Genomic DNA, 13,194 nt, shown 5'->3' on the forward strand with positions numbered 1-13,194 from the left:
GGCGGTTCAGGACGCGCCGAGTTCGTGATCGAGCAGGTCGAACAGTTCGTCCGCGGTGGCCGACTCCAGCGAGTCGTCGGCCTCGGCGGCGGGCTCGCCGGTCCACGCCGCCAGCAGCGTGCGCAGGCGCGCGGTGACCCCGGCGCGGTCCCCGTTCGCCGGGGCGGCGGTGGCCAGCAGCGCTTCGAGCCGGTCGAGCCCGGCGTGCACCGACGCGGTGGTGGCCACCCCTTCGGCGGGCAGTTCGGCCGCGAGGTGCCCGGCCAGCGCGGCCGGGTTGGGGTGGTCGAACACCACCGTCGTCGAGAGTTTCAGCCCGCTCAGCGCGCACAGCTGGTTGCGCAGTTCGACCGCGCTGAGCGAATCCATCCCGAGTTCGACGAAGCCCTTGCCCGGATCGATCGCCCCGGCGCCCGCGTGACCGAGCGCGGCGGCGACCTGCTCGCGCACCACCTCCAGCACCGCATCGTCGCGCTCGGCGCCGGTCAGGCCCGAAAGCCTGTCCTGCAACGCCGGACCGGTGGGGGCGGACGCGGCGCGCCGGGACGACGTCCGCACCAGTCCGCGCAGCAACGGGGGCAGCACCGCGGGATCCACATCGCGGAGCGAGGACGGCGTCAGCGCCATCGGCAGCACCACCGGCCCGGCGCCGGACGCCGCGTCGAACAGGGCGAGCCCGGCTTCCGGGGTCAGCGCGGCGATACCGGTGCGGCCCATCCTGGCCAGGTCGGTGTCGCTCAGTTCGCCCGTCATGCCGCCGTCGGTCGCCCACAATCCCCAGGCGAGCGACGTGGCCGGGAGCCCTTGGGCGTGACGGTGGCGGGCGAGCGCGTCGAGGAACGCGTTGGCCGCCGCGTAGTTCGCCTGCCCGGGATTGCCGAACGTGGCCGACGCCGAGGAGAACAGCACGAACTCGTCGACGTCGCCCGCGAGTTCGTGCAGGTTCAGCGCCGCGTCGACCTTCGGCCGCAGCACCTTCGCCAGCCGCTCCGGGGTCAGCGCATCGACCAGACCGTCGTCGAGCACGCCGGCCGTGTGCACGACGGCGCTCAGCTCGTGCCCGGCGAGGGCCGCTTCCAGCGCCGCGCGGTCGGCGACGTCGCAGGCTTCGACGGTGACGTCGGCACCCGCAGCCGTCAGGTCGGCCACCAGATCCTTGGCGCCCTCGGCTTCGAGTCCGCGCCGGGAGACCAGCAGCAGCCGGGTCACCCCGCGTGCGGCCACCAGATGCCGGGCCACCAGCGCGCCGAGCGCTCCCGTACCGCCGGTGACCAGCACCGTCTTGCCGGGATCGAGCGCGACCGGAGCGGCCGCGGCGGTCTTGCGGACCAGCCTCGGCGCGTACGCGGCACCGTTCTCCAGCCGCAGTTCGGGATCGTCGGCCGACACCCGGACCGGATCCCCGGTGGTCTCGGCGATGCCGAACCGGCCGGCGTGCTCGGACGAGGCAGAGCGGAACAGTCCCCGTACCGCGGCCTGGGCCAGATCGGTTCCGTCGGTCACCAGGACGAGCCGGTGCGTGTCCAGCCGCCCGTCGGCGAGCCAGTCCCGCACCTGGCGCAGCGCCCACACGGTCGCGTCGTGCACCGCCTCGGCGGTCTCCCCGGACGGGCAGACCAGCAGCGCGACTTCGGGCGTCTTGGCGGCAAGCAGCGTCGCGACGTCCACATAGGACTCTCCGGCGCCGACCCTTACGTCCTCTGTGGACACTTCCTCGGCAGGTACCTCGGTCCATTCGACGTGGAACAGCGAGCTGCTCCCCTGCCGGTTTCCCAGCTGCTCCGGTGAAACCCGGCGGAACACCAGGGAGTCGACCGCGGCCACCGGAGCGCCTTCGCCGTCGGTGAGGAGCAGCGAGATCGTGTCCGGAGCGGGCGAGGACAGCCGAACCCGCAACGTCCGCGCACCGGTCGCGGCCAGCGAGACCCCCTTCCACGTGAACGGCAGGAAAGGTCCTTCGCTCTCGCCCTCCAGCCGGAGCTTCGACGCGTGCAGCGCGGCGTCCAGCAGCGCGGGATGGACGCCGAAGCCTTCGGCGTCACGGAAGCGGTCCTCGGGCAGCGAAACCTCCGCGTAGACGTCGTCCCCGGCCTTCCACGCCGCGCGCAGGCCCTGGAACAACGGCCCGTACTCGAAACCGGTGCCGTCGAGCCGATCGTAGAAATCCCCGACCGGGATCTCGGTGCCCTCCGGCGGCCAGCTGGCCAGGTTCCCGCTGGCAGCCGGAGTTCCGGTGGACAGGAGGCCGATGGCGTGCCGCATCCACGGTTCGTCGTCGGCCGCGGCTCCGGGGCGGGAATGGATCTCGATCGTGCGCTCGCCGTCCTCGCCGGGCTCGCCGACGGTGACGTGCAGCCGGACGTCACCGCTCTCCGGCAGCGCCAGCGGGGCTTCCAGGGTCAGCTCGGCGACGGTTCCGCAGCCGGCGCGGTCACCGGCGTGCAGCGCGAGGTCGACGAACGCGGTGCCGGGAAGCAAGGCCGTTCCGAGTACGACGTGCTCCGCGAGCCACGGCTGAGTCCGCAGGGAAAGCCTTCCGGTGAACGAGATCCCGCTCCCACCGGGCACCGGGACGGCCGCGCCGAGCAGCGCGTGCCCGGCCTCGCCGAGCCCGAACGCGGCCGCGTCGCCCGCCGCCGCGCCGGTGCTCGCCAGCCAGAAGTGCCGATGCTCGAAGGGATACGTGGGAAGCGTGACCCGGCTCGCCGGGACACCGTCGAACACGCCTGTCCAGTCGATCCCGACGCCGTGGACGTGCAGGCGGCCGAGCGTGGTCGCCAGCGCGGCGACCTCCGGACGTTCCCCGCGCAGGGTCGGGATCAGCACGGTGTCTTCGAGGAAGTCCTTCGCCATGGCGGAAAGGACGCCCTCCGGGCCGAGTTCGACGAAGGCGCGCACGCCCTCGGCTTCGGCGAACCGGATCGCGTCGTGGAACCGCACCGCCTCGCGCACGTGCCGCACCCAGTACCCGGGCGAGGCGATTTCGGGATCGGGACGGCCGGTCACCGTGGACACGATCGGGATCCGCGGCTCGCTGAAGGAAAGCCCGGACACGACCCGGCGGAAGTCCGCGAGCATCGGTTCCATCAGCGGCGAGTGGAACGCGTGGCTGACCACGAGCCGCTTGCTCTTGCGGTCCGCGAACCGGTCCAGCACGGCGGTGACGGCGTCCTCGGCCCCGGACAGCACCACCGCTTCCGGACCGTTGACCGCGGCGAGCGACACGTGCTCGGTGAGCAGCGGAGTCACCTCGTCTTCGTTGGCCTGCAAGGCGATCATCACGCCGCTGGACGGCAGGGCGCCCATGAGCCTGCCGCGCGCCTCGACCATCGTGGCCGCGTCCGCGAGCGACAGGACCCCGGCGACATGCGCGGCCGCGATCTCGCCGACCGAATGCCCGAGCAGCATCGCCGGCCGGACACCCCAGCTCTCCAGCAGCCGGAACAGCGCGACCTCGACGGCGAACAAGGCACACTGCGCGAACGCCGTTTCGTGCACTCGTTCGGTTTCGAGGACTTCGCGCAGCGAGAGCCCGAGGTGCGGGTCCAGATGGGCGCACACCTCGTCGAACGCGGCGGCGAACACCGGGAAGCGGGCCGCGAGTTCGGCGCCCATCCCTGGTTTCTGGCTGCCCTGCCCGGTGAACAGCAACCCCGGCGCCCCGGCGGTGAGCGCGCCGCGCAGCACCGCCGCGCTCGGCGTCCCCTCGGCGAGGAGGGCCAGCTCGCGCAGACGGTCCGGCCCGGTCACCGCGGCCCGGACTTCCAGCCCCGCCCGGGCGGTCGCCAGCATGTACGCGATGTCGGAGTCGTCCCCGGGGTGCTCTTCCAGTCGCGCGTGCAGCCGGGAAGCCTGCGCCCGCAACGCTTCCTCGGTCTTGGCCGAGAGCACCCACGGCACCCACGTGTCACCACCGGCGGGAGGTGCCGCGTTCTCCGGAACCTCTTCGATCAGCGTGTGCACGTTGGTTCCGCTGACCCCGAAGGAGGAGACGCCCGCCCGGCGCGGACGGCCGGTGTCCGGCCAGTCCACCGGTTCGGTGAGCAGCCGGACGTCGCCCGCGGTCCAGTCCACCTCCGTGGTCGGCGCGTCGACGTGCAGAGTCCGCGGCAGGACACCGTGCCGGATCGCCTGCACCATCTTGATCACGCCCGCCACACCCGACGCCGACTGGGTGTGTCCCAGGTTGGACTTGACCGAACCGAGCCACAGCGGGTGCTCGCGTTCCCCGCCGTACGCGGCGAGCAGTGCTTGCGCCTCGATCGGGTCGCCGAGGCTGGTTCCGGTGCCGTGCGCCTCGACGACGTCCACATCGGACGGTGCGTAACCGGCGTTCGCCAGTGCCTGCCGGATCACCCGTTGCTGAGCCGGCCCGTTCGGCGCGCTCAGCCCGTTGGACGCGCCGTCCTGGTTCACCGCCGAACCGCGCACCAGCGCCAGTACGGGGTGGCCGAGGCGGCGCGCGTCGGAAAGCCGTTCCACCAGAAGGATCCCGGCACCCTCGGACCACGCGGTGCCGTCGGCGGCGTCGGCGAACGCCTTGCAGCGCCCGTCCGGCGCGAGCCCGCGCTGACGGCTGAACTCCACGAACGCGGCGGGGTTGGCCATCACGGTCACGCCGCCCGCCAGCGCCAGCGAACATTCGCCGCGCCGCAGCGCCTGCGCCGCGAGATGCAACGCCACCAGCGACGACGAGCACGCGGTGTCGATCGTCACCGCGGGGCCTTCCAGCCCGAAGGTGTAGGAGAGGCGGCCGGAGACGACCGCGGTGGCGGTTCCGGTGAGGAAGTAGCCCTCGGTGCCTTCGGGCGCGTCGGTGGCGTCCAGCCCGTAGTTCTGGAAGGAGGCGCCGACGAACACGCCGGTCGCGCTCCCCCGCAGGGTCGCCGGGTCGATTCCGGCCCGTTCGAACGCCTCCCACGACGTCTCCAGCAGCAACCGCTGCTGCGGATCCATCGCCAGCGCCTCACGCGGCGAGATCCCGAAGAACGCCGCGTCGAAACCGCCCGCGTCGTCCAGGAAGCCGCCTTCACGGGCGTACGTGGTGCCGAGGTGCGCGGGGTCCGGGTCGTAGAGCGCGTCGAGGTCCCAGCCGCGGTCGCCGGGGAACGCGGCCATCGCGTCCCCGCCGTCCGCGACGAACTCCCAGAACTTCTCCGGATCCGTGATCCCGCCGGGGAACCGGCAGCTCATCGCGACGATCGCGATCGGCTCGTCGTCGGTCACCGCCACGGCGGGAGCGGCCTGGGTTCCGGCGACGTCGCCGGTCAGTTCGGCGACGAGGTGCCCGGCCAGCGCCGAGGCCGACGGATGGTCGAAGACCAGGGTCGCGGGCAGCCGCAGCCCGGTGGCGGCGGCCAGCCGGTCGCGGACCTCGACCGCGGTCAGGGAATCGAAACCGAGGTCGCGGAAGGCCCGGTCCGGCTCGACGGCGGCGGCACCGCCGTGGCCGAGGACGGCGGCGGCCTGCGCGCGGACCAGGTCGAGCACGATACGGGCCCGGTCGGCTTCGGGAGCGGCCAGCAGCCCGGCGGCGAATTCGGAGCCGCCCGGTCCGGCGGTGTCGGCGGACAGCGCCTCGCGGACCTCGGGCAACGCGTCCAGCAGCGGCCGGGGCCGGGCGAGGGCGAATCCGGGAGCGAACCGCGCCCAGTCGACGTCGGCGACCGCGACGAAGGTCTCGTCATGCGAAACGGCCTGGACGAGCGCGGAGACGGCGAGCGCCGGGTCCATCGCGGCCAGCCCGAGGCGGCGCAAGCGGTCGACGTCGTCCTGACCGGCCAGCCCGCTGCCGCCGCCCCACAGACCCCACGCCACCGAGGTGGCGGGCAGCCCCCTGGCACGACGGCGTTCGGCGAGCGCGTCCAAGGCGGCGTTCGCGGCACCGTAGGCACCCTGCCCGGCGCCACCCCAGACACCCGCGTTGGAGGAGAAGAGCACGAAGGCGTCCAGTTCGGTGCCTTCGAGAAGTTCGTCGAGGTGAGCGGCGCCGCCCGCCTTGGCCGCGAGCGCGTCGGCGAGTTCCGCCGGGCCGGTCTCGGCGAGCGACGCGGTGGTCCCGACCCCCGCCGTGTGCACGACGGCGTTCGGCGGATACTCGGCCAGCGCCGTGGCCAGCGCCTCGCGATCGCCGACGTCGCAGGCGGCGAAGGTCACCCGCGCACCGAGTCCGGCGAGTTCCTCGCGCAACTCCGCCGCGCCCTCGGCCGTCGCTCCGCGCCTGCTGGTGAGCACCAGGTGTTCGGCACCGTTCCCGGCGAGCCATCGCGCGACGTGGGCGGCCACCGCACCGGTGCCGCCGGTGACGAGGACGGTCCCACACGGTCGCCATTCCGGCGCGACGGCGTCCCCGAGCGGCGCCCGCACGAGCCGCCGCAGGTAGACCCCGGACGACCGCACGGCGACCTGGTCTTCGTGGCCACTGGCGAGCACCCCGGCGAACCGGGCCGCGGCGCGTTCGTCGAGTTCCTCCGGAAGGTCGACGAGGCCGCCCCAGCGTTCGGGGTGTTCGAGACCGATCGCCCGGCCGAGGCCCCACACCGCGGCCTGCGTGTTCGGGCTCTCCGACCGGCCGACGGCGACCGCGCCGGAAGTGGCGATCCACAGTGGAGCGTCGAGTCCGTCGAGCTTTCGCACAAGGTCCGTGGTCGCGGCGAGCCCAGCGGGTACCACCGGGTGGTCCGGATGCGGCCGTTCGTCGAGTGCCAGCAGGGAAAGCACGCCGTCGACCGGCTCGTGCGGCAGTTCGTCATCGGGGCCCACGAGCAGGACACGGGCACCGAGCCGGGTGAGCGCCTCCCCGACGGGCGGCATCGGGCCGGGCGGGACGACCAGCAGCCACGTCCCGTCGAGGGTGGCGGCGGGCGTCCCGGTGGCCGGGACCCAGTCGATCCGGTATCGCCATCCGTCCACTGTGGACTTTTCGAGGCCGGAGCGACGCCAGGCCGAGAGCGCGGGAAGCACCGCGTCCCAGGCTCCCTCCCCGGCGGGCACGGCGGCGTCGAGCGCGCCGGTGTCGGCCTGGTCGACGGCCGCCCAGAAGCGCAGTTCGGCCTCCGTCCCGCCCTGCCGGGCGACGGCGGCGTCGAGCCAGTACGGCACCCGTTGGAAGGCGTAGGTGGGCAGGTCGACCCTGGTCGCAGTGGGCCACAACGCGGCCCAATTCGGGCGAAGGCCGCGCACGTGCGCCTCGGCCAGCGACGTCAGGAACCGGCGGAGCCCGCCCTCGTCGCGGCGCAGCGATCCGAGCGCGACCGCGTGGGCTCCGCGTTCCTCGATGGTTTCGGTGACGCTGCCGGTCAGCACCGGATGCGCGCTGGCTTCGACGAAGAACCGGTGACCGTCGTCGAGCAGCCGCTGGACGGACCGGTCGAACCGGACGGTGGCCCGCAGGTTCCGGAACCAGTACTCGGGGGTCAGGCCGGCCGTGTCGAGGGGTTCCCCGGTCACCGCCGAGTAGAACGGCACGCTGGACGCGCGGTGCTCGACGCCGTCGAGCAGGCCGAGCAGTTCCTCGCGCAGGACGTCCACCTGCGGTGAATGCGAGGCGTAGTCCACCGGGATCCGGCGGGCGCGCACGCCGTCCGCCTCGCAGGCGGCGACGAGGCCGTCGAGTGCCTCGGGGTCGCCGGAGACCACGACCGACGCGGGTCCGTTGACCGCGGCCACGGCGACCCGGTCGCCCCACTCCGTCAGCCGAGGGAGCACGTCGTCGCGGCCGAGGGCGACCGCGACCATGCCCCCGGCGCCCGAAAGCGCGAGGATGGCCTTGGCCCGCAAGGCGACGACCTTGGCGGCGTCGGCCAGCGACAGCGCGCCGGACACGTACGCGGCGGCGATCTCGCCCTGGCTGTGCCCGGTCACGGCGTCGGGTTCGACCCCGCACGCCCGCCACAGCGCCGCCAGCGACACGTTGACCGCGAAGAGGGCTGGCTGGACGACGTCGACGCGCTCCAGCGCCGTCGCGTCGCCGAGCACGTCGGTGAGCTTCCAGTCCACAAAGGACGACAGGGCGCGCTCGCAGTCAAGCAGTGCGGCCCGGAACACCGGTGAGGAGTCCTTGAGCTCCAGCGCCATCCCGGCCCACTGCGAGCCCTGGCCGGGAAAGACGAACGCGACCTTGCCCGGCGGCAGGGCGATACCTTCGACCAGCCCCGCCGCGGGCGCCCCGGCAGCCAAGGCGTCGAGCGACGCTTCCGCATCGGCCACCACGACGGCGCGATGCTCCAGCGCGGCGCGGGAGGTCGCGAGCGAGAAGGCGGTGTCGGTCAGGGATTCCGTCTGGCGAAGGTGCTCACGCAGCCGGGCGGACTGCGCGCGCAGAGCCTCGGCGCTCCGGGCGGACAGGAGCAGCGGCGTCACCTCGTCGCCGACCGGCGATTCGCCTTGACGCTCGGTGGGTTCGGCCTCGGGCGCCTGTTCGACGATGACGTGCGCGTTGGTGCCGCTGACCCCGAACGAGGAGATCCCGGCGCGGCGCGCCTCCCCGGTCTCCGGCCACGGGCGAGCCTCGGTGAGCAGTTCGACCGCGCCCGCTTCCCAGTCCACTTTGGACGACGGGGTGTCGACGTGCAGGGTCTTCGGGGCGATCCCGTGCCGGATCGCCTGGACCATCTTGATCACGCCGCCGACCCCGGCGGCCGCCTGGGTGTGCCCGACGTTCGACTTCAGCGAACCGAGCCACAGTGGACGGACGCGCTCCTGCCCGTAGGCGGCGAGCAGGGCCTGTGCTTCGATCGGGTCGCCCAGCGTCGTCCCCGTGCCGTGCGCCTCGACGACGTCGACCTGGTGCGGCGCGAGGCCGGCGCTGTCGAGCGCCTGCCGGATCACCCGCTGCTGCGACGGGCCGTTCGGCGCGGTGAGCCCGCTGCTCGCGCCGTCCTGGTTGACCGCGGTGCCGCGCACCACGGCGAGGACCGGATGCCCGTGGCGACGGGCGTCGGAAAGCCGTTCGAGCAGCAGGATCCCTGCGCCCTCGGCCCAGCCGGTGCCGTCGGCCGCGTCGGCGAAGGGTTTGCAACGGCCGTCGGGCGCCATCCCGCGCTGACGGCTGAACTCCACGAAGGTCTCGGGCGAGGCCATCACGGTCACCCCGCCCGCCAGCGCGAGCGTGGATTCCCCGCGCCGGAGCGACTCGGCGGCGAGGTGCAGCGCGACCAGCGAAGACGAGCACGCGGTGTCGATGGTGACGGCGGGGCCTTCGAGACCGAAGGTGTAGGCGACGCGGCCGGAGGCGACGCTCCCGGCGCTGCCGTTGCCGAGGTAGCCCTCGAACTCGCGCAGTTCCTCGGCGCGGGGGTCGAGCCTGGAGCCGTAGTCGTTGTACATCACCCCGGCGAACACGCCGGTCCGGCTGCCGCGCACGGAAAGCGGGTCGATCCCGGCGCGTTCGAAGACCTCCCAGGCGGTCTCCAGCAGCAGACGCTGCTGCGGGTCGACGGTGAGCGCCTCGCGCGGGCTGATACCGAAGAACGCGGCGTCGAACTCGTGGGCGTCGTAGAGGAAACCGCCCTCACGCGTGTAGGTCTTACCGTGCCGCGCGGGGTCGGGGTCGTAGAGGGCCTCGACGTCCCAGCCCCGGTCGGCGGGGAAGCCGCCCACCGCGTCGGTGCCCGCGGCCACGAGGTCCCACAGCTGCTCCGGGCCGCGGACGCCGCCCGGGTACCGGCAGGCCATCCCGATGATCGCGATCGGCTCGTGCTCCCGCGCCTCGGCCTCCCGCAGCCGGGCCCGGGTCCGATGCAGGTCGGCCGACACCCGCTTGAGGTAGTCGCGCAGCTTCTCCTCGTTCAGCATCAGTAGCCAACCTCTTCGCGCCGGGAAAAACGAAATGCCACTCGAGGAAAAGCTAGGTGAGCTGCGAAGAGGCGGACAACCCCTAGCCGCCCCTACGTCCCCTTAGGGAATAGGCGACGACCAGGGCCTCACGAAAGCCACTTTCGAGACCCGTCTCCGGCCGGGGCTGAAGGCTCCTTTCGCCACATCAGATGCGGCGAAAGGAGCCTTCAGCCCACGTGCGCCCGGTCGAGCCACCGCCCGGGGGGGGTGTCGCGAAAGCCACTTTCGAGACATGTGACGTCCCGAAAGTGGCTTTCGCGACATGCCCGAGGCAAGCGGGTCGCCCCAGATGGTGGTGAGGGCTCCTTCGCTACCCCGCCGACGTGGCTCCGGTCGAGCCACCGCCTCGGGGCTGTCGCGAAAGCCACTTTCGCAACGTTGAAGGTTGCGAAAGTGGCTTTCGCAACACCCGGGAACCCCATGCCGAAACCATTTCTTACCACTCAAGAAGGCTTAAGCACATTATCGATGAAAGCGAACATTTCCTCATCGTCCGCCGATTCGAGTTTTCCGTCGATTTCCTCGGCCGCGTCTTCCCCGCCTTGAAGCGTGCCCAGAAGGGCCCGCAGCCGGGTGGTGAGCCGGGCTCGTTCGGCCTCTCCGGGGTCGGCCGCGGTCAGCGCGGCGGCGAACCGGTCGAGTTCGGCGTCGAGGCCCGGACCGGCGGTCTCGGTGGCCAGTTCGGCCGCCAGGTGGGCCGCGAGCGCTCCGGCGTTGGGCCGGTCGAAGACGAGCGTGGGCGGCAACCGCAGCCCGGTCGCCTCGGCGAGCCGGTTGCGCAGTTCCACGGCGGTCAGCGAGTCGAAGCCCAGTTCGAGGAACCCGCGGTCTTCGGCGATCGCGTCGGCCGATTCGTGCCCGAGCACGGCCGCCACCCGGACCCGCACCACCTCCAGCAGCAGCCGGACGCGTTCGGCCTCCGGTTTCCCGGCGAGGTCGCGTTTCAGCGCCTCGGCCGTGCCCGACGCCTCCCCCGACCGTCGCGCGGGGACGCGCACCAGTCCGCGCAGCAGGGCCGGGATCTCGGTGGCCGGGCGGCCCCGGAAGGCGGTCAGGTCGATCTTGGCGGGGACGAGCAGCCCGTCCGCGCCGGCCACGGCGGCGTCGAACAGCGCCAAGCCTTCCTCCGTGGACAGCGCGGTGACACCCGCGCGGGCCATCCGGCGGACGTCGGTGTCGTCGAGTTCCCCGGTCAGTTTGCTGCGTTCCGCCCAGAAACCCCAGGCGAGGGACACACCGGGCAGCCCCTCGGCACGGCGCCGGAGCATGAGGGCGTCGGCGTAGGCGTTCGCCGCGGCGTAGCCCGCTTGCCCCGGGTTGCCGAACACGCCGGCCGCCGAGGAGAACACGACGAACTTGCGGACCGGCCCGGCGAGTTCGTGCAGCACGCGGGCACCGTCGGCCTTCGGGGACAGCACGGTGCCGAGCCGATCCGGGGTCAGGCCGTCGACGAGCCCGTCGTCGAGCACGGCCGCGGCGTGCACCACCGCGGTCACCGGATGGGCGGCCAGCAGGGCGCGCACCGCCGCCGGGTCCGCGACGTCGCAGGCCGCGACGGTGACCTGGGTGCCCCGCTCCGCCAGGTCCGCGATCAGGTCTTCCGCGCCGGTGCCCGTCCGCCCGGTCAGCACGAGTGCGCGTACCCCGTGCCGGACGGCGAGGTGCCGGGCCAGCGCCTGCCCGAGCCGTCCGGTGCCACCGGTGATCAGCACGACGTCGTCGGGCGTCCAGTCCGGTTCACCCGCGTCGGCGGCCGCGACCCGCGCGAGCCGCGGTACCAGCGGTTTGCCGTCGTGGACGGCGACCTGCGCTTCCCCGGTCGCCAGCGCGGTCCGGACCTCGTCGTCGGTCCGCGCGTCGATCAGCACGAACCGGCCCGGATTCTCGGCCTGGGCCGACCGCACCAGACCCCAGACCGCGGCCGTCACCGGATCCGGCGACCCGCTCGCCACCGCACCCGACGTGAGCACGACGGTCGTGGCCGTCGAATCCGCCTGGATCCGCTTCAGGACCTCCTCCAGGACCGGCCGCAGTTCGCCTTCGGGACAGCGCCACACCACCGGCTCTTCCGGCGACGGCGACCCCACCGGAGCGGGGACCCAGTCGAGCCGGAACAGCGAATCCCGGTGGCGTCCGAGCTGGGCCGGGGAAATCGGGCGCAGGCCCAGTTCCCCGACGGTCAGCACCGGGGCGCCGGTGTCGTCGGCCACGGTGAGCGAGCCACCGTCGGCGGTCGGGGTGAGCCTGACCCGGAGTTTCGCCGCGCCCGTGGCGTGGAGGGTCACGCCGGACCAGGTGAACGGCAGACGCACGGTTTCGTCCCGGGCGCCGAGGCCGAGGGTGTGCAGGGCCGCGTCGAGCAGGGCCGGGTGCATACCGAAGCGGTCCGCCTCCTCGCCCGCGGGCAGGTCGATCTCGGCGAACACGTCGTCACCCTGACGCCACGCCGCGCGCAGCCCCTGGAACACCGGTCCGTAGGCGAGGCCGAGTTCGGCGAAACGGTCGTAGAGATCGGACACCGGCACCTCGGAGGCGCCGGGAGGCGGCCACTCGGCGAGCGACACCGTCGAGGGAGTGCCCGCGGACAGCGTGCCCTGGGCGTTGCGGGTCCACGGTTCGGCGGAACCCTCCGGCCGCGAGTGCACGGACACGGCACGGCGGCCGCGCTCGTCGGGCTCCCCGAGCACGACCTGCAGCGCCACGGGCCCGTCGAGGACGAGCGGGGCTTCCAAGGTCAGCTCGTCGACGCCGTCGCAGCCGGTCTCCCGTCCCGCGCGCAGGACGAGTTCGACGAACGCCGTACCCGGCAGCAACACGGTGTCCAGGACGGCGTGGTCGGCGAGCCAGGGCTGCGTTTCCGGCGAGATCCGGCCGGTGAGGACGAGGCCGTCGCCGTCCGCGAGCGACAGGGCGGCGCCGAGCAGGGGGTGGTCGACCACCGTCTGCCCGAACGCCGACGCGTCGCCGCTCACGGCGCCCGCTTCGAGCCAGAACCGCTTGTGCTGGAAGGCATACGTCGGCAGGTCGACCCGTTCGGCCGGCGGCAGCACGGCGGACCACGAGGGGCTCAGGCCCTGCGTGTGGGCTTCGGCGAGCGACGCGACGAACCGATCCGCACCACCCTCACCCCGCCGCAAACTCCCCAACGCCACAGCATCTTCACTGATCCCCGGAACCAGCACCGGATGCGGACTCGTCTCCACGAAGAACCGGAACCCGTCCTCCAGCAACCGATCCACCGTCGCCGCGAACCGCACCGTCCCCCGCAGATTCCGGAACCAATACCCAGCATCCAATTCCAGAGGCTCATCGGTCACCGTCGAATAAAACGGAATCACCGGCTCCTGCGGCGAGATA

At 73.0% G+C, this 13,194-nt stretch carries 2 protein-coding genes; both read right to left on the minus strand.

All coding sequences use genetic code 11. The features are described from left to right. Positions 1-6: 6 nt before the first annotated feature. Complete coding sequence (locus ACSMFO_RS39230) at positions 7-9,795, minus strand: type I polyketide synthase (RefSeq protein ID WP_436462422.1); 9,789 nt, start codon at positions 9,793-9,795, stop codon at positions 7-9. Between the two features lie 485 nt (positions 9,796-10,280). Further along, positions 10,281-13,175 (minus strand): SDR family NAD(P)-dependent oxidoreductase, encoded by a 2,895-nt coding sequence (locus ACSMFO_RS39235; RefSeq protein ID WP_436462423.1) that lies wholly within the window; start codon positions 13,173-13,175, stop codon positions 10,281-10,283. Positions 13,176-13,194 lie beyond the last annotated feature (19 nt).

The sequence above is a fragment of the Amycolatopsis sp. w19 genome, from assembly GCF_051373225.1.
GTDB lineage: Bacteria > Actinomycetota > Actinomycetes > Mycobacteriales > Pseudonocardiaceae > Amycolatopsis > Amycolatopsis japonica.